Source organism: Mucilaginibacter gossypii (assembly GCF_900100945.1).
Classification (GTDB): Bacteria; Bacteroidota; Bacteroidia; order Sphingobacteriales; family Sphingobacteriaceae; genus Mucilaginibacter; species Mucilaginibacter gossypii.
In genome coordinates, this window is the sequence record NZ_FNCG01000020.1 from 64369 (window position 1) to 87916 (window position 23548).

Annotated in this window: 22 protein-coding genes; 10 read left to right on the forward strand and 12 right to left on the reverse strand. The window is 43.4% G+C overall.

What is annotated here, in order from left to right; translation table 11 throughout:
* Positions 1–13 precede the first annotated feature (13 nt).
* From BLS28_RS26415 to BLS28_RS26430, 4 genes are all read left to right on the forward strand, one after another.
* Entirely contained in the window at positions 14–724 is a 711-nt protein-coding gene (locus BLS28_RS26415; protein WP_091174836.1) for a pirin family protein, read from the forward strand.
* 98 nt (positions 725–822) lie between these two features.
* Positions 823–1602, forward strand: coding sequence for an MlaE family ABC transporter permease (locus BLS28_RS26420; RefSeq protein WP_091174839.1), 780 nt, complete (start codon positions 823–825; stop codon positions 1600–1602).
* Between the two features lies 1 nt (position 1603).
* Positions 1604–2395, forward strand: a complete 792-nt coding sequence (locus BLS28_RS26425; protein ID WP_091174841.1) for an ABC transporter ATP-binding protein — start codon at positions 1604–1606, stop codon at positions 2393–2395.
* Entirely contained in the window at positions 2392–3222 is an 831-nt protein-coding gene (locus tag BLS28_RS26430) for an MlaD family protein (RefSeq protein WP_091174844.1), read from the forward strand. The genes BLS28_RS26425 and BLS28_RS26430 overlap by 4 nt, the downstream gene beginning before the upstream one ends.
* A 307-nt stretch (positions 3223–3529) precedes the next feature.
* On the opposite strand, the gene BLS28_RS26435 is transcribed toward BLS28_RS26430, so the two are convergent.
* From BLS28_RS26435 to BLS28_RS26450, 4 genes are all read right to left on the reverse strand, one after another.
* On the reverse strand, positions 3530–4423 hold the full coding sequence (locus BLS28_RS26435) for a hypothetical protein (RefSeq protein WP_091174847.1): 894 nt from the start codon (positions 4421–4423) through the stop codon (positions 3530–3532).
* Between the two features lie 65 nt (positions 4424–4488).
* Positions 4489–5718, reverse strand: coding sequence for a family 16 glycosylhydrolase (locus BLS28_RS26440; RefSeq protein WP_218134513.1), 1230 nt, complete (start codon positions 5716–5718; stop codon positions 4489–4491).
* A 41-nt stretch (positions 5719–5759) separates the two neighbouring features.
* Positions 5760–7637, reverse strand: coding sequence for a glycoside hydrolase family 30 beta sandwich domain-containing protein (locus tag BLS28_RS26445; RefSeq protein ID WP_091174850.1), 1878 nt, complete (start codon positions 7635–7637; stop codon positions 5760–5762).
* A gap of 858 nt (positions 7638–8495) precedes the next feature.
* Entirely contained in the window at positions 8496–10748 is a 2253-nt protein-coding gene (locus BLS28_RS26450) for a transglycosylase domain-containing protein (protein WP_091174852.1), read from the reverse strand.
* Positions 10749–10863: 115 nt separating this feature from the next.
* Between BLS28_RS26450 and BLS28_RS26455 the strand changes: the two genes are divergently transcribed.
* From BLS28_RS26455 to BLS28_RS26465, 3 genes are all read left to right on the forward strand, one after another.
* Positions 10864–11952, forward strand: coding sequence for an Mrp/NBP35 family ATP-binding protein (locus BLS28_RS26455; RefSeq protein WP_090532765.1), 1089 nt, complete (start codon positions 10864–10866; stop codon positions 11950–11952).
* Positions 11953–11983: 31 nt separating this feature from the next.
* Positions 11984–12262, forward strand: a complete 279-nt coding sequence (locus BLS28_RS26460; RefSeq protein WP_090532767.1) for a NifU family protein — start codon at positions 11984–11986, stop codon at positions 12260–12262.
* A gap of 120 nt (positions 12263–12382) precedes the next feature.
* Positions 12383–13012, forward strand: coding sequence for a hypothetical protein (locus BLS28_RS26465; protein WP_091174856.1), 630 nt, complete (start codon positions 12383–12385; stop codon positions 13010–13012).
* Positions 13013–13090: 78 nt separating this feature from the next.
* Here the strand turns inward: BLS28_RS26465 and BLS28_RS26470 are convergent, their stop codons facing one another.
* The 4 genes from BLS28_RS26470 to modA all read right to left on the reverse strand — a co-directional run bounded on the left by BLS28_RS26470 (position 13091) and on the right by modA (position 15809).
* A complete protein-coding gene (locus tag BLS28_RS26470; RefSeq protein ID WP_091174859.1) occupies positions 13091–13576 on the reverse strand; it encodes a hypothetical protein in 486 nt (161 codons plus the stop codon).
* A 146-nt stretch (positions 13577–13722) separates the two neighbouring features.
* A complete protein-coding gene (locus BLS28_RS26475; protein WP_091174862.1) occupies positions 13723–14349 on the reverse strand; it encodes a sulfate/molybdate ABC transporter ATP-binding protein in 627 nt (208 codons plus the stop codon).
* Positions 14346–15017 carry a molybdate ABC transporter permease subunit gene (gene modB, locus BLS28_RS26480; protein ID WP_091174864.1) on the reverse strand — a complete coding sequence of 224 codons (672 nt, stop codon included), beginning with the start codon at positions 15015–15017 and terminating at the stop codon, positions 14346–14348. Before modB ends, BLS28_RS26475 begins: the two co-directional genes overlap by 4 nt.
* A gap of 15 nt (positions 15018–15032) precedes the next feature.
* Positions 15033–15809: a molybdate ABC transporter substrate-binding protein gene (gene modA, locus BLS28_RS26485; protein WP_091174955.1), complete on the reverse strand. Its 777-nt coding sequence runs from the start codon at positions 15807–15809 to the stop codon at positions 15033–15035.
* A gap of 522 nt (positions 15810–16331) precedes the next feature.
* Between modA and BLS28_RS26490 the strand changes: the two genes are divergently transcribed.
* The gene (locus BLS28_RS26490; RefSeq protein ID WP_091174867.1) at positions 16332–18233 is read left to right on the forward strand and encodes a 7TM diverse intracellular signaling domain-containing protein; all 1902 of its coding nucleotides are present in this window, start codon (positions 16332–16334) and stop codon (positions 18231–18233) included.
* A 63-nt stretch (positions 18234–18296) separates the two neighbouring features.
* Here the strand turns inward: BLS28_RS26490 and BLS28_RS26495 are convergent, their stop codons facing one another.
* Positions 18297–19307 carry a LacI family DNA-binding transcriptional regulator gene (locus BLS28_RS26495; protein WP_091174870.1) on the reverse strand — a complete coding sequence of 337 codons (1011 nt, stop codon included), beginning with the start codon at positions 19305–19307 and terminating at the stop codon, positions 18297–18299.
* 208 nt (positions 19308–19515) lie between these two features.
* On the opposite strand from BLS28_RS26495, the gene BLS28_RS26500 reads away from it, so the two are divergent.
* Together BLS28_RS26500 and BLS28_RS26505 are read left to right on the forward strand one after the other, a co-directional pair.
* Positions 19516–19881, forward strand: coding sequence for a response regulator (locus BLS28_RS26500; protein ID WP_091174872.1), 366 nt, complete (start codon positions 19516–19518; stop codon positions 19879–19881).
* Positions 19882–19977: 96 nt separating this feature from the next.
* On the forward strand, positions 19978–20232 hold the full coding sequence (locus tag BLS28_RS26505) for a hypothetical protein (protein WP_223266306.1): 255 nt from the start codon (positions 19978–19980) through the stop codon (positions 20230–20232).
* Between the two features lie 192 nt (positions 20233–20424).
* Here BLS28_RS26505 and BLS28_RS26510 read toward each other — a convergent pair whose 3' ends face one another.
* The 3 genes from BLS28_RS26510 to BLS28_RS26520 form a co-directional block, all read right to left on the reverse strand.
* Positions 20425–21159 carry a heavy metal translocating P-type ATPase gene (locus BLS28_RS26510; protein ID WP_091174874.1) on the reverse strand — a complete coding sequence of 245 codons (735 nt, stop codon included), beginning with the start codon at positions 21157–21159 and terminating at the stop codon, positions 20425–20427.
* A gap of 727 nt (positions 21160–21886) precedes the next feature.
* Positions 21887–22447: a helix-turn-helix domain-containing protein gene (locus BLS28_RS26515; RefSeq protein ID WP_091174877.1), complete on the reverse strand. Its 561-nt coding sequence runs from the start codon at positions 22445–22447 to the stop codon at positions 21887–21889.
* A gap of 13 nt (positions 22448–22460) precedes the next feature.
* Positions 22461–23531, reverse strand: a complete 1071-nt coding sequence (locus tag BLS28_RS26520; RefSeq protein ID WP_091174879.1) for a serine hydrolase domain-containing protein — start codon at positions 23529–23531, stop codon at positions 22461–22463.
* Between the last annotated feature and the right edge of the window lie 17 nt (positions 23532–23548).

Genomic DNA, 23548 nt, shown 5'->3' on the forward strand with positions numbered 1-23548 from the left:
ATTATATAGTGACATGAAAACAATATTTTATCCAGAATCAGAACGGGGACATAACGATATAGGCTGGTTAAAGGCCAATTTTTCCTTCAGTTTTGCATCTTATTATAATCCCGAAAAAATGAATTTCGGAGCGCTGCGCGTTTTGAATGATGATATTATTGCTGCGGGCCGCGGTTTTGGAAGCCATCCGCATGATAATATGGAAATTATCACTATTCCTTTAAAAGGAGGGTTACAGCATAAAGATAGTATGGGTAATACCGGGGTAGTGAATGCGGGAGAGGTGCAGGTAATGTCAGCCGGTACCGGTGTATATCATTCAGAGTATAATGCATCGCATAAAGAAGCGGCAAATACGCTGCAGATCTGGCTTTTTCCTAAAGAAAGAAATATCCAGCCCCGTTACGATCAGATGAGTTTTAAAGACCGTTTTAAATTGAATGAGCTCACTACGCTGATCTCGCCGCATAAAAGTGAAGACACCCTTTGGATAAACCAGGATGCCACATTTTCGATGGGCGAGTTTGAGGCAGGGCAAACAATAAATTATGATATTAAAACAAAAGGCAATGGCGCTTACGTTTTTGTGTTGGATGGGGCGGCTAAAATAAACAGCCAGGTTTTAAACAAAAAAGATGCGCTGGGCGTTTATGATACAAGTTCACTTACAATTATAACCGAAGAGCCCTCCCGTTTCCTGGTCATTGATGTACCGATGTCATAATCAGTATTTAGCCTGAATCCATGAAGTGAATATTATTGAAAGTTCAAAAACAATTGAGCGTTGCTTTGTTGTTGTTTACTATAATTTAAGATTCACTGATGGAAGCACAGCAGGAACTAAGCGGATGGAGGAAATGGCTGGAAGGCATGGGCGACTATGTATTGTTCTTCACACGCTTTTTCCGCAATATATTTACCGGCGGCTTTGAATGGTCGGAATTTGTAAGGCAATGCTACGAAATAGGCTACCGGTCTATGATGCTGGTGGGTATCACCTCCTTTATTATGGGTCTGGTGCTTATTTTGCAGCTCAGACCGTCGCTGGTAGATCTTGGCGCCGAAAGCATGTTGCCTAAAACATTGTCGGTAGCCCTTGTACGCGAAATTGGGCCTGTTATTACGGCTATTATCTGTGCCGGCAAAATAGCATCGAGTATTGGGGCCGAGCTGGGCAGTATGAAAGTTACCGAACAGATTGATGCCATGGAAGTATCGGGCGCAAACCCCGTCCAATATCTGGTAGTAACGCGCATACTGGCAACCAGCTTTATGATTCCACTATTAACCGTTATAGGCGACGCCATTGGGCTTTTTGGTGGTTTCCTGGCGCTTAACTTCACCGATAGCATTAGTTTTTCCCTCTATTTCAATAAATGTATAGCCTCGCTCGATTTTTCGGATCTGCTGCCTGCAGTTGCCAAAACGGTGCTTTTTGGGTTTGCGGTTGGTTTTGTGGGATGTTATAAAGGTTATCACTCTGATAAAGGCACTGAAAGTGTAGGCATAGCTGCAAACTCGGCCGTGGTAACTGCTTCGTTGTGGATTTTTATTATTGATGCTATAGCCGTTCAGATCACCAGTTTGTTATTTTATAAATGAGATGAAAGAAACAAACCAACATAATGAAGCCGAAAAGGAACTATCCCCTCAAAAAAAAGAAGTGGTGATCCGCGCTAAGGGGATCAAAAAATCCTTTGGCAAAAAGCAGGTGCTTAAGGATATCAGTTTTGACTTAAAAAAGGGTGAAAATATCGTTGTACTGGGGAAATCAGGACAGGGAAAATCGGTTACTATTCAGTGCGTTGTGGGTATGTTACAGCCCGATGGCGGCAGCCTGGAAGTATTTGGTGAAGATATTACCACGATGGACGATGATGAGCTTAAACAGCTTAGGATAAAGATAGGCTTCCTTTTTCAGGGCGGTGCCTTGTATGATTCCATGACGGTTAGGGATAACCTGGAGTTTCCGCTTACCAGGGTGTTGAAGCTAAAAGACCAGAAAGAAATTAATAAAAAGGTTGAAGGTGTATTGGACGCTGTTGGTTTGTTAGATGCGATAGATAAAATGCCGTCCGATTTATCAGGAGGGATGCGGAAAAGGGTAGGCCTTGCCCGTACCCTGATTGTTAACCCCGAAATTATGTTGTACGATGAGCCTACTACGGGGCTTGACCCCATTACATCACGCGAGATCAGTGAACTGATTAACCGGCTGCAACGGAAATATGAAATTTCATCTGTCATTATTACCCACGATATGGAATGCGCCCGCATTACGGCCGACCGGATCCTGGTAATGGATGATGGTAAATATATAGCCGAGGGCTCGTACAAAGAGCTCGAAAAATCAGACAACGAAATGGTCAGATCATTTTTTAACGTATCAGCATGAAAACCACATCATCTCAAAAAATAAAAATAGGCCTGTTCACCTTTTTAGGATTGGCAGTGCTGTTGGTAGCTATTTTTTTAATAGGTAACCAAAAAAGCCTGTTCAATTCTACCTTTCATGTTTATGGCCGGTTTAAAAACGTAAGTGGCCTGCAGGTGGGTAATAATGTACGCTTTGCGGGTATTAATGTGGGAGTGGTACAATCTATTAATATAGTAACCGATAGCTCGGTACGGGTTGACCTTACACTGAATAAAAGCGTTAAAAAGTTTATAAAAAAAGATTCGAAGCTGAGCATAGGCAGTGATGGTTTGATGGGGGATAAGCTGGTAGTAATAGCACCCGGTGGTATTGTTAGCCACGAGGAGATTGAAGACGGCGGCCGTTTAAGTTCGATAAATCCGGTTGACGTAGACAAGATCATTAATAAACTTACCCGCGTGGCCGATAATGCCGAATCGTTAACCGAAAATTTAACCGGCATAGTCGCCAAGATTAATAATGGACAGGGTAGTATTGGCCGTTTGTTGAACAGCGATAAAATGGCGCGTGACCTGGAAGGCACTGTTAAACAGGCCCGTACTACTATCAAAACAGTCCATACTACAACCAACACGCTTAATGAGGACCTTACCGCAGCTCAGCATAACTTTTTGTTGAGAGGTTTCTTTAACAAGAAGAAGAAACGCGAACAGCAAAGACAAGACAGTATTAAGAAAGCGCAGGAACAGATTAAAGAAGATAAAGAAAAGGCAGCCAAAGAAGCCCAAAAGCAAAAGGAGAAAGCAGCTAAGGATGCTGCTGATAAGCAGAAGGATAATAATTAAGTTATTGATAATAAGGTAATTAAATTAAAATTGTCATCGAGATAGCGTGATGCGGATGTCATTTGTTTAGTTCATCCGCCGCCACCACCTATGCCATTTAGATGATAAATACCATCCTTACCAAAAGCAAAATAAATATTTAATTTATGCCCGTAATTGCACCAATGTGCCACGTGGAACCTTTTCGGCGGTCTATAGCCGCGCCGGCGATATAAACCGGGGGGAGGTAGTTGTATGTAACATTTAATTAACTGTAATATAGATATTTATATTAATTCAGCACCGAACGACGACGATTTTTAAATAATTAAAAAGAAATTTTCAAGCCCCCAAATGCCCTAAAGCCATTTCTGTACGCCCCGTTCATCTGCGTTTTATCCACCTCGCCACTATTGAGATAAAGTTCATCGGTACCATTACCTGTTTGCCAGTGCAGATATCCACCACCGGCCTGAATGGCTATGTGATTTGTGATTGAATAAGCCAATGAGCCGTTCATATTTAACCCATACCCGTTGGCATGGTGCCGGTAGCTAACCGGGTGTTGAAAAGTGGTAATGAGGTTCCAGTTGCCCCAGGCATTATAACCTACCTGGTTGTAGGTGATATCGGCATTAACTTTCAGCTTTTCAGTAAGTTTTAAAGATGCAATGGCTTTAATGAATACGCCTTTCCATTTAGTTTGGTAGCTGCTGTTCAAGTTCGGAAAGCGGTTACCGATACCATATAAATAAAGGGACTGCCGATTATAGCTGTATCCTGCATAAGGACTAAATCTAAATAGCTCATTATCAATTAGCTTGTACCCGACACCAAGCGCCAGGCTCTGTGTATTCCCTTTGCCAGCATCAAATGTTTCATTATAGGTATTACCGGTACGGTTATCAGTGCTATAGTCCGAATCATTTACCGAACCCGAGGTGATAAATTGCCGGGCGTAATCTGAATAAATGTTAAATCGTTGATATACATTATATTGTAATGAAGCTCCAACACTTTGCCCGCTCAGCTTTGTCCATTTCAGTTCTGAAAAAACATTGGGGCTTTGACCATTGCTATTGCCAGCTATCGACCAGTGAAAATTCTCGCGCTGATAGCCATCGGTAAGATTAAACTCCAATTTGCTCCCGGCCGACTGAGCATATAACTTATGCAAGCCTATTATTAACCACAGAAAGCAAAAGCCGGTGAATTTTTTCATGGCAGGTTTATATAGCAAGTAAGCCTGCCCTTTTAAAAAGAGCAGGCTAAATATATCATTTTAAATTATTGATTTACACCGAAAGCCTCCCAGCCCGATGCTGTTGCACGGTTACACGTCATGGGCTGTGTGCCGTTTTCGCTGGAAATAAACTTGCCGTTGTTGCCCCTGAAAGTAATTTTACCATCGGTGGTAGGCACCCAGTCAAATTTTTCCCAATCGCCTATGGTAGTGCGGTTACAGGTAATGGCTTGTGTACCGTTTTCGCTTGATACGTATTTACCCATCGCCTGAAGAGCTACCTTACCGCCCCCGGCATCAACTACAGTAAATTGCTCCCATGCTGATGCAGTGGCGCGGTTACAATTCATGGGTTGTGTGCCATTTTCGCTGCTAACATATTGGTTATTAAAACCTTTTAAAGTGATAGTTTGACCAATAGGAGGGTTTGTGCTGCTGCCCGACAGGTCATAAACCCGTACATAATCAACCACCATGTTGCAAGGCAATGCACTATCATTGATGGTATTACCCGGCAAATCTCCGCCTATGGCGAGGTTAAGGATAATAAAGAACGGATTATGAAATGCGCCGGTATTGTTGATATTATTGGCAATATTACCGGTTACATACAGCGTATTATCCACATACCAGCGGATAGAATTGGTATCCCACTCAACCGCGTAGGTATGGAAACCTGTTGGCGTGGTGGTAGTGCTGCCTCCATATTGTACGTGGCCGCCGTTGTTGTACCAGTGCATAGTGCCTAAAATAGTACTGGAGGTGTTTACCTGCTCCATGATATCTATTTCGCCGCATTGTGGCCAGCCTACGGTTCCGATGTTTGCGCCCAGCATCCAAAATGCCGGCCATGTACCTTGTACCGCCGGCAGCTTAATACTTGCCTCAATACGACCATAGGTAGGCTGGAATTTGCCTGCTGTAGTCAATTTGGCTGATGTATAGGGCTGGCCTCCAACGGATTGCTTGCGGGCAGTAATGGTAAGGAAACCGCCTGATACCGTGGCGTTTGCCGACTGGTAATATTCTTTTTCGTTATTGACATTGGGGTTGCCGTTATCAATGTTCCAGTTGTTGGTGTTAACGCCGGTGCCGTTAAACTCATCGCTCCATACCAGTGTGCCTGCCCTTGGCGTGGTTGTTGATCCTGCCGTTTCATCGGCTGTTTTAATGGTAGGTGAGGTTTTGTTCAGGTCCTTGCTGCAGGACGAAATTAAAAGCATTAATGCCGATGCAGTAGCGGCACTCTTCGCAAAATTTAAAAGTTGTTTCATAATGATAGTATTGGTAAATAATTGATTGGTTTCGTAAGTAATTATTGGTTTACACCAAAAGCTTCCCAACCTGATGCTGTTGCACGGGTACAGGTCATGGGTTGTGTACCGTTCTCGCTGGATATAAATTTGCCGTTATTGCCGCGGAGGGTAACCTTGCCATCGGTTGTGGGGATCCAGTCAAATTTTTCCCAGTCGCCAAAGGTTGTGCGGTTGCAGGTTATGGCCTGTGTACCGTTTTCTGACGATACGTATTTATTCATGGCCATCAAGGCTATTTTGCCCCCACCGGCATCAACCACTGTAAATTGTTCCCATGCTGAGGCGGTAGACCGGTTGCAATTCATGGCCTGCGTGCCGTTTTCGCTGCTTACGTACAGGTTATTAAAGCCTTTAAAAGTGATGATTGAACCTATGGGCGGGCCTGATGCTGAACTTTGGGTGCCGGTCCATTTAAAGGTTGCTACAGCGCCCGCGGCTAAAGTGTAAGTAAAAGATTCCGCACCCCATTTAACTTTAAAGCTTACGCTTGATGAACCATTGTTAAGCGCGATGAGTACCTTGCTGCCATCGGAATTTTTGAAGGCCACGGTTTGGATACTGCCTGATAAATTGGAAGAAATCCGCACAGCTCCGGGCCGTACAAAACGCGATGCGTGACCAATAATGTAATAACCAACATTACGGGTGATAGAAGTACCGCTAATAGTGATACCACCCAAACAGGTACTGCAACCACCCGGTGTATGCGGATTGTTGTTTGGGTCGGAGGCCAGGTTCCACTCTAAAACATTGCGGCTCCAGTTGCGGGTAGCGCCAATAATGAGTGTATTAATATGCCATGACAAATCGCCGCCAAAATTGCTTGGTGCGCCAACCCATTGCTCGGTGAAATAAACGTTTTTGTTGGGATAGGAGTTGTGTACATCAGTCAGGGCGCTGATATTGCCCGCATACAGGTGAAAAGCTGAACCGTCAACATAAGGATTTGCGCCGCCATCAGCTAACACGGTTTCGGGATAATCAATCCTGTCGGTATTGTGGTCATAGGCAATGATTTTGGTTTGAAAGCCTGCCGCCCTGATTTGCGGGCCGAGGTTGTTTTTAATAAAATTGGCCTGCTCATCCGGCTGCATTACCATACTTGGGTTGTTGTATGGGTTAAGCGGTTCATTTTGAGGGGTAATGGCATCAATGGTAATCCCCTGTGCCTGCATGGCCTGCAGGTATTTTACAAAATAGCGGGCATAGGCGTCATAATAACCTGCTGCTGTATTGAGGCTGCCGCCGGTATAGCCGTTATTGCCCGTGGTGTTTACCTTCATCCAGGTAGGGGCTGTCCATGGAGTGGCTATAATTTTAATAGACGGATTTATGGCTATGATCTTTTTCAGGATCGGTAGCAGGTCCTGGTTTTCGGCGCTGATACTGAAGTTGTTCATGTTAAAATCGCCGGCCGTTTGGTTGTAGGTGAAATCGCTTGAGCTAAGATCGGAGGCACCGATGCTGATCCGGATATAGCTGATCCCGATCTGGCCGTTAGCCGTGCCGAAAAGCTCGTTAAGCACATTGGTTTGGTTGGCGCCAAGGCCGTTAAGTAGTCCGGCACTGCCCCCGGTTAAAGTAAAGCCGAAACCGTCTATTCCCTGGTAGGTTTGGTTTTCGTCTACTGTAATGGTTGTTGCATTAGTGCCGGCATCGGCAGCGAAATTGAAACTGGCTTGTGCCTGTAAAAGCTTTGACTGATCGGCTGTGGTAACCCAGGCATTCACTACTTCGTTAGCGGCCCGTGCTACGGTGCCGATTGTTTTTTGATTGGGTGCTTCGTTGTTGTTCACATTCTTTTTACAAGAGTAAAAAGCAGCGGTGGAGAGCAGGGTGAGGACTGCGAACCGCTTTAATTGGTAATTGATTTTCATTGAGTTGTTTATTTAGTTGATTGATATTCAAAAAAATATCACATAAGCCCCCTATGCAACAATTCAATATTTGTAACAATATTTAACTGTTGCTTAAGAATATCAAAGCATTGGTCAGGGTAAATACGCCCGACCGTTACTGTTTCACATGAAGCAGGTTTATGCGTAGCTTAAAATTGGCATTACAAATCTACAGTAATTTAAACGGATCAATCAAGAAAAATGTTCATAATTAATTGATTTATAGTATATTATGTTTAATTTAATACGCTTGCATCACAGTGTTTAAAAGGACAAAAATTAGTTTAAATGGCCTGTGCAACGTTTCTGTTGCGATGAATTTTTTTTGGTGATACGCTTATTTCGCAATTAATTTTAAGGAAAAAATAGAGGAGGGTAGCCCCGGGCTATATATGCGCGTATATATTTAGACACGAATAGATTTAAAACGATGATATTATCGTTTTGTGAATGTTATTTATGTGCCTATTAAAATAAAAACTATGGGCCTTAATATAGGCTAAAAGCGAAGGCGCTTTACGGCAGCGAGCACTATATATGCGCGGATATATTTAGATTGAATTAATCTGTAAACTTTTTTAGTACGGTACCAGGTGTGGAGGGATTGGCATTCTGAGTGATTAATCCATGGACTCTGAAGGTGAAATGACAAAAGAGGGGCTGTCAGTCTGAGCTTGTCGAAGACTCGCGCGCAGAGGCCTACCCACCATGCTTCGACGGGCTACCCATTTTTTAATTATGTTATGGGTAGCTCAACGCGGCAATCGCATACGATACAGGACGAATATGCTTCCGTGCGATTGCCGCGCTGCGCAATGACATCTTGTTTACTGTCTCCTACGGCATCTTATCTTTCAATTCTTTTTCCTTTTCCCGTTCTTCATCCTTCAGCCGCCGTTTTTCCTGCCGTACGTCTTTTCGTGTCCGGCCGCCGGTGGTATCAACAGCGTCAATCTTGAGTTTATATTCAGCTTTAAGTGCTTCTATCTGGGCTTTGATCTGCTCTTTTATCGTTTGTTCTTTTTGTTTCAATTTTTCCTCGGCCTTTTCTTCGGTGGTATCTTTTTTACCAAAAAGGCGCTGGAAAAAGTTAGGCCTTTTTACAGGCTCTTCAACAACTGGCAAAATACCATCGTCATCTGCTCCGCCTTGTTTCATAAGGCTATCAGCAGTAGCAGTATCAACAGGGGCAATCTGCCGGCGCAGACCTTCCCTTAACCGCACTTCGTAAAATCCATAAGCATTGGTATCCCGGGCGGTATATCCCTTCATCGCCATCAGTTTACCAATCAGGTTAAAGTATCCATGCAGTCCCGGTCGTAAGGTACCGTCAGGCTGAAAGGCGTATAAACCGCCTTTAGGGTAGGGGACAATGCTGGCCAGGTAAATACTTTCTCCCAAACTAAGCTCAGACGGCGATTTGCCAAAGTAATAATGCGAAGCCTCGCCAATACCGTAAATATTACGGCCCCATTCAATAATGTTAAAGTAAACTTCCAGCATCCTGTCTTTGGTCATGATGCGGTTATTTTCAATAAGCCATACAATCAGGATCTCCTCTATTTTGCGCGACAGGGTTTTCTCCCGGCTCAGGTAGGCGTTTTTAACCAACTGCTGCGATATGCCGCTGCCGCCGCGTTTGTATTTTTTTGTTTTAAAATCGGTAGCTATTGATTTACGGATGGCCTCCATTACAAAGCCATGATTGGTGTAAAAAGATGGATCTTCGGCCGTCATTACCGCGTTTCTCAAATTAGGTGAGATTTGCTGCAGCGGCGTAAACTCCGGGTTTTCGGGGCCTATCAGGTGTGGGGCCATTGGTTTGCCCTTTTCATACGGTGTATATACAAAGGGGCTGTTAAGCTTGGTTAAATCGGTGCGTCCAAATTTCAGGATCCGGAAGTTATCTTTATCCATGCCCGAATCAAATATCAAATCATCGGGTTTTGATGAATCCATGTAAAAATTCATGTGATAATTCAGCTTGCCCGCAACCTGGATGCCGTCAAGGGCGTCAAACATCCCCGTAGGAAACGAATCGAAAATATCGGCCGCATTAAGCCAGCCGGTATTGAGCTTCAGCTCATAAATTTTTACCGGGTTAAGCGTATACTTAATGTATGGGTGCGCCGTTAATTTTTTAATATGGATAAGCGAAGTACTATCGATGGATATGTAATTAGTGCCTACTTTAACATCGGCATCAATAGCAGCCGCCGGCAACACAATATCAGTAGATGAAATGCCCGGATGGCGAATAAGCAGGTTTTTAACCGACCATGAACCCGAGATCCTGGTTTCACCGCTGCTGTGGTCTTCCTCGGTTAGTTTTGTTTGCAGTGTATCAAAATTAAGCTTCAGGTTAAATTTCTTTTCAATGATAGGCAGCTCTACTTTTTTGCCATCGGCATAAAGCATTACGTCGATATCCTTATCCGAAGGGTGCATTTTGCCGGCGAAATGCCAGGTGGCTTCCCCGTCATTAACCTTTATGGTTGAGCTCAGTTGCCCGTCTTTGATCAGTGCTGTTTGCGCTAAAAGTTTAAGTTGATCGCTGTCGCTCTTAAAACTGATCCTGAAATTATGGAGCGATAAGTTATCCGGGATCTTATAAAGCAGCTGGTTGATCAGGTTATCGGCAAGATGGCTCAAATCGGCTTTGGTATCGGTGGCTGTTGAGTCCTTTTTCTTTTTGAAAAGAAAATCGAAATTCTTGACCCCGTTTTTATTAACAAGGCTAATGAAGCCATCCTGCAATACCACATCTGATAGTTTTACCTCACCAAGCACCAGCGGCATTATCCGTACACTTACCACAAAATTTTTGATGTTCAGTAAGCTATCGCGGCCATCCGGTACGATGCTGATATCCGAGAATGAAACGGTGCTGAGGCCGGTAAACTTAGCCGATCCTATTTTTACATCTAAATTATAATCCCTCTTTGCTTTTAATTTAGCTTTGTCAATGGCTTTTTCGAGCAGGGCTCCACGTTTTGAGTAGGCAACATATCCGCCGATAAGCAGAATAAGAATTAAGGGAACGAGAATGTATGCGGCTATGCGTATATATTTAGGATTAAGGCGCTTCATTTGTTAATTTTATCCAAAACTAAACTAAATCTTATCCCCTGCAAACGGTTGTTTTTGCAAATTGTTTCCTGATAAACTTAATCAACCACCTGTTTTCATAAATTTGCCTCATATTATGACAATTACTAAAGAACAAGTTTTACAGGCACTGGGCAACGTTGAAGAACCGGATCTGAAAAAAGACCTGGTAACGCTTAACATGATCCAGGATATTCATATTGATGGCAACAACGTTAGCTTCTCGGTGATATTGACTACGCCGGCCTGCCCGCTTAAAGCCATGATTGAGAATGCCTGCCGTAATGCTATCCTGCATTTTGTAAGCAAAGAGGCCGTTATCAATATCAACATGACCTCGCGTGTAACTACTCAAAAAAATACCGGGGTTCCGGGTGTAAAAAATATCATTGCCGTAGCTTCGGGCAAGGGTGGTGTTGGTAAATCAACGGTTGCGGCAAACCTTGCTTTGGGTCTGGCGAAATCTGGCGCAAAGGTGGGAATGATCGATGCCGATATTTACGGTCCATCGGTACCCATTATGTTTGGCCTGGAGGGTGCCCGCCCAATGGCCAGCCAGGTTGATGGCAAAACCCGAATTGAGCCGATTGAAAAATACGGCATCAAATTACTGTCTATCGGTTTCTTTACCGATCCTAATCAGCCGGTGCCATGGCGTGGGCCAATGGTATCTACCGCTGTAAAACAACTGTTCAATGATGCCGACTGGGGCGAGCTGGATTACCTGGTGATCGACCTGCCGCCGGGTACAGGCGATATTCACATCACGGTAACGCAAAGCTTCCCGGTAACGGGCGCTGTAATTGTTACCACGCCGCAAAATGTAGCCCTGGCCGATGCTAAAAAAGGTATTGGTATGTTTATGATGCCGGCTATTAATGTGCCTATACTGGGGGTGGTTGAAAACATGTCATACTTTACACCTGCCGAACTGCCCGAAAACAAGTATTACATATTTGGTAAAGGCGGTGGACAAAAACTGGCGGCACAGCTTGATGTTCCGTTCCTGGGCGAAATCCCGCTGATTAAAGGCATCAGTGATTCGGGCGATGCCGGTAAGCCAACGGTGCTTGAAGAAGACGGCCCAATGACCGCTGCTTTTGTGAAAATGGCCGAGCGTGTTGCCCAGCAGGTGGCCATATCAAATGCCAAAGCATTGAGTGCAGAAAATATTGTAAATAATTAATAACTTTACATAACGTTATAAATTAATAAAAATGAGTTTATTAAATCAGGTTGAAGCAGCTTTAGATACTATCCGTCCGTATTTGGAGGCTGATGGGGGGAATGTTTCTGTTGAGGAGATAACTCCTGAAAATGTCGTTAAATTAAAGCTGTTGGGTTCATGCGGATCATGCCCAATGAGTATCATGACCCTTAAAGCAGGTATTGAGCAGGCTATTAAAAAAGCTGTGCCCGAAATTACCGCCATTGAGGCCATAAACCTAACGGACATTGATGACCCCAATGCCGTGCTTCCCGAAAATTTAAGGTAGTTGTTAAGATTTGTTAAATCCCCGGTTCAATTGGGGGATATGACTTATTTTTGATGAAGTTTAAAAACTATTTTGACCCTCGCAGCGTAATATATGTTGAGCTAAGTAGTTAATGGTTTTATGAAATATTTATTTGGTTTACTGCTGTTATTTGTTTCAATGGGCGCTTTTGCACAAAGCAAAGATCGCCCCGTTGTGCAATTTACCGGTATTACACATAATGCCGATAGCGTAAAGATCACTATCCCTTATGTAACCATTACCAATACTTCGGCACATAATATTATTAACGTATCAAACTATAAGGGATACTTTTCATTTGTTGTACATGAGCGCGATACCCTTCGCTTCACCTGCGTTGGCTATGCCCCGGTTACCGTGGTTATCCCGTCCAATCTGCCAAATGAAAGTTATACTACCCAGGTATCCCTGAAAGCTCAGATCATCAACCTGCCTACATTTCACGTGTTTCCATGGGCAACTACAGATGAGTTTAAAAAAGATTTCCTGGCTATAAAACTTGCTGATGACGATTTGGAGATTGCCCGCAAAAACATCAGCAAAGCAACCCTATCGGCCTTGTATAACACTTTGCCCCGCGATGCCCAGGAAATACAATCGGCCAATGCGCAGGCTATGCACACCAGCATCCTGAATTCGCACTCGCTTACACCCAATCCGCTGTTAAACCCGTTGGCATGGGGTAGCCTCATTAAGTCGATATCTGACGGAGATAAGAGTAGTAAGTAATCAAGATTTAAACGTTACCACCCGGCTGGAGCTAAGCGGCGGCGGAATTATTCCATGACATAAAGCTCCTTTTGGTAATTATTGAGCGGGATAAAAATGATTCTTTATTTCATTCACAAAACTTTCGGCCACAGCTTTATTAATCATCGCTATTGCTTGTTTGCTTGAATAATTCCCGGTTAAAGAAACATGCCCCATGGTAGTAAGCTGCACCGGAGCTTTAGATTGTATATCATTCAGATTACCTACGGCGGTATAATCAATTGATTTATAAAAAGGTACCCATAAGGGTCCCGTTTCTAACGAATTGACGTTGATGATAATGGGTGCTGCTTTATTAATTTCTTTATAAAGTGTATCCTTTTTAAATAACACAATTACGGATAAATCGCCTTTGCTCCCTTTTGCTGATATTGCCGAATCTTTTCTAAATCCCTCCGGCCAATTAGCCATAACACTGTAGCTTCCTTCGGTCTTATTATAACTAAACGTCGTATTCTTGAATATGACAATGATCAAAAGGAATCCAATTGCTATAAAAATGTTTTTTTTACGAGATTGCATAGTAGATACGGTTTAAGTAAAAAGGGGTATCCCTTATAACTCATAGGATGGTTTGAAATAGAATTTGTTACAGGATCCTGTAGTATAATCTGAATAAAATCAGCACAAGCAATACCTGGATGATCAGAACAATTTAATCTGATATATCAAACCAATCCCTCAAAATCCATCACCTCGCCCTCAAACATTTCCAACTCCTGCAAATTATGACTTACAATAATAGTAGTGATACCCATTTGCTTAATTAAATATCTAAGCTCAGCTATCAGGCTTGTTTTTACTTTATTATCCAGTGCCGAAAATGGCTCATCCATTAAAAGCAATTTAGGTTTAATAGCCAGGGCCCTCAAAATGGCCAGTCGTTGTTGCTGTCCTCCTGAAAGATGATCTGGTTTGTGATTAGTAAACTTATCCAATTGACCTAACGACAATAACTGCTTTATCCAATCTGTATCATTTGTGGCATATTCCAGGTGTTGTTTTGCGGTCATGTTCGGAAACAGGCCATAGTTTTGAAACACAAAACCAACATTTCTTTTTTGAGGAGACAGGTTGATTTTTTCCCTCGAATCAAACCAGGTAACACCATTAGCCATGATCACCCCATTTTCAGGTGTCCCCAATCCGGCTATCATTTTTAATAAAGTGGTTTTTCCTGAACCGGACGGCCCTAAAATTTTTATGATACTTCCTGTATTAAATTGCCGGTTTATTTTCAGCAATTGTCCGCCATGATAGGCTTTCAGTTTTATTTCAATATCAATGCTGATCATGCTATGGGGCCTTTCGCCTGGTATTTATTGAATATAAAAACAGCTATCACCAAAATGAACGTAATGGAGAATAAAATCAACGAATAATTATTGGCCGAGGCATAGTCCATCTTCTCTACCGAATCATATACCGCAATAGAAGCTACACGGGTAACACCGGGGATATTGCCGCCAATCATCAGCACAACACCAAACTCGCCCAGCGTATGGGCAAAGGTTAAAACCGCGGCGGTTAATAATGATGGTTTGATGTTGGGCAGCAGTACATACCTGAACGTTTGCCATTCGGTTTTTCCCAATGTGTATGACGCTTCGGCTAATGAAACCGGCAATTGCTGCAGAGCAGATTTTACCGGCCCCACCATAAAAGGCATACTATAAATTACCGAAGCCAGGATCAGCCCCGGAAAGGAAAAAACCAGTTGTACATCAAAAGTATCATGCAGCCATTTCCCTAAACCATGCTGCGGACTAAAAGCCAGCAGCAGATAAAAGCCCAGTACCGATGGCGGCAATACCAAAGGCATAGTAATAATTGCTTCGGCAATGATCTTGATAAAAGATCGCCCCCTTGAAAGCCACCAGGCAAATGGCAGCCCGATAAGCAGTAGCAAAAGCGTGGTGATGCCTGCTAATTTTAATGTGAGCCATATGGGCGATAGGTCCATCGATAAAAATACAAATTATTGTACCCTATAACCATACGCTTTAAAAATACTTTTAGCCGCCGGGCTTAAAATGTACCGGTAAAATTTTCCGGCCGCAGGATTAACCGCTCCGTGTTTCAGGATCACGATGCCCTGCAGTATGGGGTCGTAGGTTTTGGGATCGACGACCATATAAAACAGCGGTGTTTTATTTCTCAGTTCCTTTACCAGCGATTGGGTAGTGAAACCGATATCGGCCACGCCTGTGGTAATGTAAGTATTTACCTGCGATATGCTTTCTCCATAAACGGCCTTCGATTTGGCATCATCCAAAATCCCCTTATCCCTGAGCGATTGCTCGGCGGCTCTACCATAAGGCGCTATAGCCGGGTTTGCTATGGCGATTTTTTTTATCCTTGCCGAAAGCAGCAGGCGTTCCCAGTTTTCAAAACCAATGTTTTGCGTACTGCAAATGATCAGGCTGCCCGAGGCATACACTACCGGTTTTTCCTTTGCAAAACCATTTTTAAACAGCATTTCGGGAAAAGTCATATCTGCCGATAAAAACACATCAAACGGCGCGCCGTTGCTGATCTGAGCTACCAGCTTACCCGATGAACCGATAACGACATCAATAGTAATTCCTGTTTTTTGCTTAAAATCTTTTTGTAAAACCGCCATTACCGGCTGCAGGTTAGCAGCGGCCGCCACCCGGATATTTTGGGCGTTTACGGTTAAGCTTGCTGTAAATAGCAGGGCGAATAAAAAAAGAATGCTTTTTTTAAGCCCGGCATTGTAATGTTCGCTTTGCATCTGTTTTATAGTTTTTAGCTTGCAGGCAACAGTTTTCGTTTTGGTAATGAAGCACATCGTGATTTTTAAGAAGCGATATTTTAATGCCCTAACACTACAAATATACGCTTGTTATAACCAATAGCGGTTCATATATTAGTCATGTTAAGTTATCTGATAAATCAAATTTTAACAATGATAAAACGGTCAGGCGCCGTGCGCACCGGCTTTAAAGATACGCCTGAAGAGAAATGCCATTGTTGTTTTTTAGGCGTAGCCCTTTAATATGAAATAGATGGAAAAACCGCTTCGAACACTTTAGTAAATGGGCTTATCACTATTTATGCATAGTAAATCCCGGATATTAACAACAAATAGCTAAAAATTAACATTTTAAATAACTGTTTAATGTACTTTTAATAGGAATAGAAAAATAAAAATATTATAATTGTATCCGGCCTGACGCTAACCAAACAACCATTTTTTTCGCGCCTGTAGTGAAACCACCATTACAGGTGCGGAATACATCCATTTCCCAAGCCTATGTTTAAACTTTTACTGAGATCTTTTATCGGTATTATATTGTTTTGCTTATGCTTTTCAACAGGCATAGCTCAAACCACGGTTCAAATAAACGACAAAGTAAACCAGCACATTTTTGAATATAAGCAGATAGTTTATTTTGAGGACACAACCGGAAAACTCGGCCTCGATGATACTCGCGATGCTTACTTAGCAGGCAAATTCGCAGTTAACCATGAACCTACCCCGGTTACCCATCACAACAATTCGGCTTACTGGTACCGCATAAAAATTGGCAAGGCCAATGCCACCAGCAACAACTGGATCCTGGAGTTTTTTGATCAAACTATCGACAGTATTACCGTTTATTCGCCCGTTAAAAATACTTACAGGGCAACGTCGCTTGGCAGTAGCCGTCCTTTTGCCGCGCGCTTTTACAAACACAAAAACTTTAGCTTTAATATCAACAGCAGCCAGGGGCCCGATGATGTTTATTATATCCGCATCCGTTCGGGGCATTCGGTTAATGTGATCATGGTATTGCGTACGGTAAGCCGCTTTATTGGTTACGCGCTCGACGAATATTTTTTCTTTGGTGTTTTTTACGGTATGATCCTGGTTTTTGGCCTGTACAATTTCATGATGTTCATAGCCATGCGCCAGGTACAGTACTTGTATTACATCATTTATAACTTAAGTATTGGCCTTTATGAAATGTGTGCCGATGGCATAGCTTACCAGTACATCTGGCCAAACTATCCGGGCTGGAACAATTACGCGTATGGTATCGCCCTGTTTTCGGCCAGTATTTTTGCAATCCTTTTTGCCCAAAAGCTGCTCAATTTAAAAGTTAATGCCCCGCGATTAAATAAAGTGATCAAGTGGGTGATCATTTTCAGGTGCATTTATTTCCTGGCTTGCATTGCCATTAATATGGCCTGGTTTAACTACAAGATTATCGAGTTTTTGCCGCTGTGCATTTCTTTTTATGCGGGCTGTTATGTATTGATAAAAGGGTACAAACCGGCGCGGTTCTTTGTTATCGGATATACGTTTTTACTTACCGGCTTTGTGATTAAAAGCTGTATAGCACTAAATATTTGGTGGCTGCCCGTTACCGAGTTTGATTACTACAGCCTTAGTATTTGTTTTATTATGGAGATGCTGTTCATCTCTTTTGCTATAGGAGATAAAGTGCGGATCCTTAAAAAGGAAAAGGATGTTGCCCAGCAGGATATTATAGCCCAGATGAAGCAAAACGAAGAGCTGAAAGATATCCTGAACCGCAGCCTTGAAGCCCAGGTGCAGGAACGCACCCGCGAGCTGGTTGAAAAGTCATCAATGATAGCGGAACAAAATGAGGAGCTAAAATCAGTTAATGAGCTGCTGCAACAACAGGCCGAAGAGATCTCGCGCATGAATGTGCTCCTCGAAAAAGACAACATTATCCTGCATAATGATATTGAAAAAGTAACACACGATAGGGTAATGCTCACCGAAGTTGACTTTGAAGAGTTTAGCCGTATTTATCCCGACAGGGAAACCTGCTTCAAATTCCTGTCCGATCTGAAATGGGAGCATGGTTACGCCTGCCGCAAATGCAGCAATACGCATTACGGCAGCGGGCATCTGCCTTACAGCCGCCGGTGTTCAAAATGTGGTTATGAAGAGTCGGTAATAGCTTACACCATATTGCAAAACACCCGGATCCCTATCAATAAAGCTTTTTATATGATCTTCCTGATGTATTCAACCAAGGGTAAGATCTCGTCACATAAACTTTCCGAAATTCTTTCCATCCGCCAAAGCACCTGTTGGGCTTACAGCTCGCGCATTAAAAAAGTAATGGAGCAGCGTAAAAAAGAGATCAAAAACGCGGGGAATAAAGGGTGGAGTAAATTAGTGATCGACATGACTGCTTAGCAATCATGATCTTTGAACCCAATCGGGTCTTCTTTCCATTAATCATGACCTACGAACCATGATCTATGAACCCGACGAAGACTTCCTGATAAACAGTTTTGATTTCAATACATGTTGCTTTTTAGGGGCCAGGCCGTTGTTTTCCAGCACATCGAACAATAAAGTTGCAGCCTTTACGCCCATTTCGTAAGCGGGTTGCGTTATGGTTGAAAGAGGGGGGGAAAGGAGCGGGGCTACCCTGAGGCTTGAAAAGCTAATCACTTTCAGATCGTTAGGTATCGAAATGCCAAGGTCATTACAAACGTAGTAGGTGGCAAAGGCCAAACGTTCAACCGAACTGAAAATACCATCAGGCTTGATTACCTGTAAGGCCTTTTTCAAAATCTTATAATTTTCCTTTTCATCGTTGCTGCAATCAATAACAAGGGTATCATCAAACACGATCTTGTGCTTAGCTAATGCATCCATATAGCCCTGCATTCGCACCTTACCTATCGAAATACTTTTGTTAACCACCAGGTAAGCTATCTTTTTGCACCCGGTTTTAATAAGGTGTTCGGTTGCTGCAAAACTGGCGTCATAGTCGTTAGTAGTTACTTTGGCGGCCTCAATATCCTCGTAAACGCGGTCGAAAAAAACAACAGGCACATGTTTTTTTTCCAGTTGACGCAGATAGTTGTGGTCGCTGGCTTCGCCGGATACCGACATGATAATGCCATCGGCTTTGCCATTGTTAAGGTAATTTACAAACGATACTTCCTTTTCAAAAACGTCGTCGGTGCGGTAAAGTAAAATGTAGAACCCTTTTTTACGGGCAACCTCTTCAATGCCATTGATAGCCTGCGAAAAAAAGTCATTAGCTATTTCGGGAACAATAACAGCCAGGGTGTTGGTCTTTTTATCGCGGAGGTTACTGGCATAATGGTTGGGCAAATAGTTATGTTGTTTGGCGTAGGCTAAAATCCGCTCTTTAGTGTCTTTATTAATATCAGTGTTTCCATTAAAGGCCCTCGAGATGGTTGATGTGGAGATATTGAGTTCCTTTGCCAGTTTTTTGATATTGATATTGTCCATTTTCGCTCGCTAAATCTATTTCCTATAGGCCAAATGTAATAAAACAGATCAATTGTGTTTAAACATTAAGGCTATAATTGTCAAAATATCATTACAAAACAGGGCTCTATCAGGAATGGCCCCCGGACTGGACGGCAAGTAGTTAACTGTAAGTTAATCAGTGGCATGCGGTTTGCATAATATTAGTACAGAAAGCAGGGCAGGGTTTATGGCAAAACGAATTTTGATAGTTGATGATAACGAGCTGATGATAGAGGTAATGACCTACATCTTGCTGGGCAAAGGTTACGAAGTGGCCTCATCAACCCATGCCCATGAAATTTTTAGAACGATAAAAGCATGCCACCCCGACCTGGTGATTCTGGATATTGTTAATAAAAGCATGGATGGCCGCGAGCTGTGCCGGCTCATTAAATTGAACCGGGCCACTGAAAATCTCCGTGTAATTGTTTGTTCAGAAAACGAAGAAACCGAAGCACAGGAACCGCAAAAAGGGGCGCCGGATGATGTTTTGCACAAGCCATTTGGCATGAACAGCCTGATCCATAAGGTTCAGTTACTGCTGGCGGCCTGATTAATTGTGTAAAATAATGATCTGTAAATTAGCCTGTTAAATTAGAATTTAGGGTTGTCAGCCACCCTGTTGTTGCTTTTGTAACATGGGATACGTATGTTTACCGTAGAGAAGATAAAGATGGGATTGCCACTAAGAATAACTTTTAACGATACCGACCATGTGTATCAAATTAATACCTCGCCAATTACCCCAACCACCAGCGAACTTGAGATCCTGTTAAATGGCGAGAAAATAATCCTTCAAAAAGACGCCCGCCGTGTATGGGTACAAAAAGGCGAAGGCCCGGTAATTGACCCCGAATTTGCGCAAGCTTTGGGACGCTCGGTTGCCTTGCGGTTTAGGATGTAGGAGCTTAATAATTTCTTATTAAAGTTGTCATTTCGACGAACAGACGGGGAATTGTAATGGGAGAGAGGAGAAATCCTATACACCCTGCTTGCAAACTTTTATAGCGAACTTTCACAGCGTATAAGATTTCTCTTTCGCCCCGGTGCTCATGCCTCTTCCGCTCAATCGAAATGACACCCTGTTGAAGGTCTCTTACATTAACCCCAGCATCACTAAACCCATTACAATCATCAATCCATCTTCAATAATGGTAACTGTGCTCATGGGCAAATTAAATACCGCGCCAAGACATGCACAACGGATCTGCCTTTTGCTGAAAACACTTTGCAGCACACCAATCAGGCTTATGCTCATTAACGCAACCATAATGGCGTTAACCGTTACCGGCGCAATATTAAGCGCAAAGGCAAGACCTAAGCCCAGTTCAACAAAAACATACACGTAACCCCATCCGCGCCAGCGTTTGGCCACCACATCATACATGGCATAGCTATCGGCAAAGCCCGCGAGATCCAGCAGTTTAAAAAAGGAAAATACCAGGAAAAAGCCGCTCATGAAAACGCGCATGACCGTAAAGATGTTAAATCCGCCTGTATGGCTTCCGGCAATTATTGCTGCTGCTAAAATATAACCAAAAATGAGCAGGATCGGCTTGTAGGTTTGCAGCCAGGTGCGGTTTTCAGCAGCATCTGTCGTACTCATATGGTGATGATGTGCCTCTGCTTCGCTAAGCTGGTATTTAGGATAAGCGGCAAGAGCTTGTTGAAGGTCGCCTGTTGATACGTGCTTTTTCATCGTGATGTCGGCAGTACCTTCGGCTAATGAGATCTCAACTTTTTCGATGTTGGGAACCTGCTGTAACAGGCCTTGCACTTTAGCCAGGCAACCGCTGCAGGTCATGCCGGTGATATTATATGTATGTGTCATGATAATTTGTATTTGCTGATACAAAATTACCATGAGCCGGCAGGGAAGGCATTACGGTATTATGGGTATGATTTATAAGATTTACAGGTTAGCACGAGTGCTACCCATTACAACGAAAAAAAAATGGGTGTCATACTGAGTGATTTAAATCCGGTGGCCTCTGAAGGTAAAATGACATCTGCGTCACGTCATTGCTGTAAGGAATGAAGCAACCCCCGACAGGCTGGTAACGGGCTTCATTGGTATTTGACTTACATCGTCGCGCTCCTGGCCGCGCGGGGCCAATTACTTTTGTCGCCACAAAAGTAACCAAAAAGGCTTGCAGCAGAGAGGCTTCTTTGCGCACAATCTGGCCCCATAGCCATCGGCGCGGCCTTCACCCTGCAAAACGAACAGAACCACGGGCTGCAATTATTTTGCCCCGATTCGCACGCAATGCCTCCGCTTCTGCAAAAACTTGCCATGCCCCTGCAGCCGCACCGCCCAGCATCGTTCTACTCGTTTTCACCCGAAGCTGATCTGCTGTGAAAAACCACATTTTTTATCTTGTCATGGGTAGCCCGTCGAAGTATGGCGGGCAGGCCTCTGCGCACGAGTCTTCGACAGGTTCAGACTGACAGGTGCTCTTTGTCATCTAACCTTCAGAGGCCCCGGATTTAAATCACTCAGCAAAGCCGGGCACAATTTGATCGGGTTATACAAACCATTGCAGAATAAAATTCGTGCTTTATATATCTTCCAGGTTTGTGCGTTTACTACCCTGAAGGGCTTTAAAGGCAGATGGTGTCATCCCGGTTATCTGTTTAAACTGGCTGGATAGGTAGGCAACGCTGCTATAGCTTAATTGAAATGCGATTTCGGAAAGACTAAGTTCATTATAAACCAGGAGCTCCTTCACTTTTTCAATACGCTGGGCTATGTAGTATTTTTCGATGGTTGTACCTTCTACAGCCGAAAAAAGGTTGCTCAGGTACCCATAATCATAATTAAGTTTTGAAGTAAGCAACGCCGAAAGCTTCAAGGGCGATTGTGTTTCGGCGTAGTGCACATGCTCAATGATGAGGGTTTTGATCTGTTCAATAATACGGCTCTTTTGATCATCGATGAGTTCAAACCCAAGTGCATTTAACGATGTCTCCAATTGTTTGAGCTGAGCCGGGTTAGGGCCTTCTTTAATCTCTACCTCACCAAGATCAACAGAAACAGGCTGCAGCCCGGCTTTTTCCAGCTCGGTTTTCACCATTATTTTGCAGCGGCTGCAAACCATGTTTTTTATATACAGCTTCATGGCTGCAAAACTACTATTTTACTGCTTCATCCACCAGTTGTTTCAGTTCGCGATAACGCTGTTGCCTGCCATCGCTTTTAATATAAAAAGTCATCATAAAGGCGGCGTACTTTTTATCCTTGTCTATCCACGGAAAGCTCCCGAACAACCCCGGACTGCTTACGGTATGGGCATCAAACACCCACTCGCCGTAACCGTAACCTAAACCTCCGGCCTCGGCAGGTGAATAGGCGATCTTAACGTCGGCGGTAATCCTGTTTTCCTGCATCCGGGCTATACTATTTTCGCTCAGGACACGCTTTCCGTTAAAAACGCCCCGGTTCATGATCATGGTTAAAAAGCTCAGGTAATCCTCGGTAGTACTGTAGGCCCCGCCCGCGGGCAGGGCTACTTTGGCATTTCCAAAATCAGTATGCTGCATATTAAGCGGCCTGGCAATACGTTCGGCAAATAAGGTTTCAAAATTTTTGCCGCTGATTTTTTCGATGATAGCCCCGGCAATTTGCAAGCCGGCATTGCTGTAGTGAAAAACCTTGCCGGGTGTACCTTCCATCGGTAAGGCTGCTATATCGGCTATTGCATCATCCATCGAGTTGTCCTGGCGCATATCTTCTAAACTTTCTTTTAATGGCGGCGTCTTGATCCCGGTTTGGTGCGACAGGCATTGACCAATGGTGATGCCCCCCTTGCCATGTTGCGATAGTACAGGCAAGTATTTGCCGGCTGTATCGGTCAATTTTAGCTTTCCCTCATCAACAAAGGTCATCACTAAAGCGGCACTAAGCCATTTGCTGCAGCTGGCAATAGCCACCTTTGAGGTAGACGTATAATCATCCAGATCAGCCTTTTTGCCTTGTTTGCGGGCTATCATGCGGCCAACAAATTTTTGCCTCATGTTCATATCATTAACTGCGTGATTGTAAACCACCCTGCCATCTTTATAAACAACAAGCACCACCCGGCCACCCATTTCGGATGCGTGGTCATTTAGCCAGTTATCAACTTTGGTAAAATTGTATTGAGCACTGGCCGGGATAGCGCAAAGGCTGATAAGCGTTAGAAGTAGGAAAAGTCTCGTTTTCATTTTTGGATGATTTTTAA

Excerpts from the sequence above, each read along its gene's own strand:
- BLS28_RS26450 (WP_091174852.1), bottom strand. The coding sequence starts at position 10,748 with ATGAAGCGCCTTAATCCTAAATATATACGCATAGCCGCATACATTCTC.
- modB (WP_091174864.1), bottom strand. The coding sequence starts at position 15,017 with ATGGACCTATCGCCCATATGGCTCACATTAAAATTAGCAGGCATCACC.
- BLS28_RS26455 (WP_090532765.1), top strand. The coding sequence starts at position 10,864 with ATGACAATTACTAAAGAACAAGTTTTACAGGCACTGGGCAACGTTGAA.
- BLS28_RS26475 (WP_091174862.1), bottom strand. The coding sequence starts at position 14,349 with ATGATCAGCATTGATATTGAAATAAAACTGAAAGCCTATCATGGCGGA.
- BLS28_RS26440 (WP_218134513.1), bottom strand. The coding sequence starts at position 5,718 with ATGAAACAACTTTTAAATTTTGCGAAGAGTGCCGCTACTGCATCGGCA.
- BLS28_RS26465 (WP_091174856.1), top strand. The coding sequence starts at position 12,383 with ATGAAATATTTATTTGGTTTACTGCTGTTATTTGTTTCAATGGGCGCT.
- modA (WP_091174955.1), bottom strand. The coding sequence starts at position 15,809 with ATGCAAAGCGAACATTACAATGCCGGGCTTAAAAAAAGCATTCTTTTT.
- BLS28_RS26430 (WP_091174844.1), top strand. The coding sequence starts at position 2,392 with ATGAAAACCACATCATCTCAAAAAATAAAAATAGGCCTGTTCACCTTT.
- BLS28_RS26445 (WP_091174850.1), bottom strand. The coding sequence starts at position 7,637 with ATGAAAATCAATTACCAATTAAAGCGGTTCGCAGTCCTCACCCTGCTC.
- BLS28_RS26415 (WP_091174836.1), top strand. The coding sequence starts at position 14 with ATGAAAACAATATTTTATCCAGAATCAGAACGGGGACATAACGATATA.
- BLS28_RS26470 (WP_091174859.1), bottom strand. The coding sequence starts at position 13,576 with ATGCAATCTCGTAAAAAAAACATTTTTATAGCAATTGGATTCCTTTTG.
- BLS28_RS26435 (WP_091174847.1), bottom strand. The coding sequence starts at position 4,423 with ATGAAAAAATTCACCGGCTTTTGCTTTCTGTGGTTAATAATAGGCTTG.
- BLS28_RS26490 (WP_091174867.1), top strand. The coding sequence starts at position 16,332 with ATGTTTAAACTTTTACTGAGATCTTTTATCGGTATTATATTGTTTTGC.
- BLS28_RS26460 (WP_090532767.1), top strand. The coding sequence starts at position 11,984 with ATGAGTTTATTAAATCAGGTTGAAGCAGCTTTAGATACTATCCGTCCG.
- BLS28_RS26515 (WP_091174877.1), bottom strand. The coding sequence starts at position 22,447 with ATGAAGCTGTATATAAAAAACATGGTTTGCAGCCGCTGCAAAATAATG.
- BLS28_RS26495 (WP_091174870.1), bottom strand. The coding sequence starts at position 19,307 with ATGGACAATATCAATATCAAAAAACTGGCAAAGGAACTCAATATCTCC.
- BLS28_RS26505 (WP_223266306.1), top strand. The coding sequence starts at position 19,978 with ATGTTTACCGTAGAGAAGATAAAGATGGGATTGCCACTAAGAATAACT.
- BLS28_RS26425 (WP_091174841.1), top strand. The coding sequence starts at position 1,604 with ATGAAAGAAACAAACCAACATAATGAAGCCGAAAAGGAACTATCCCCT.
- BLS28_RS26500 (WP_091174872.1), top strand. The coding sequence starts at position 19,516 with ATGGCAAAACGAATTTTGATAGTTGATGATAACGAGCTGATGATAGAG.
- BLS28_RS26520 (WP_091174879.1), bottom strand. The coding sequence starts at position 23,531 with ATGAAAACGAGACTTTTCCTACTTCTAACGCTTATCAGCCTTTGCGCT.
- BLS28_RS26510 (WP_091174874.1), bottom strand. The coding sequence starts at position 21,159 with ATGACACATACATATAATATCACCGGCATGACCTGCAGCGGTTGCCTG.
- BLS28_RS26420 (WP_091174839.1), top strand. The coding sequence starts at position 823 with ATGGAAGCACAGCAGGAACTAAGCGGATGGAGGAAATGGCTGGAAGGC.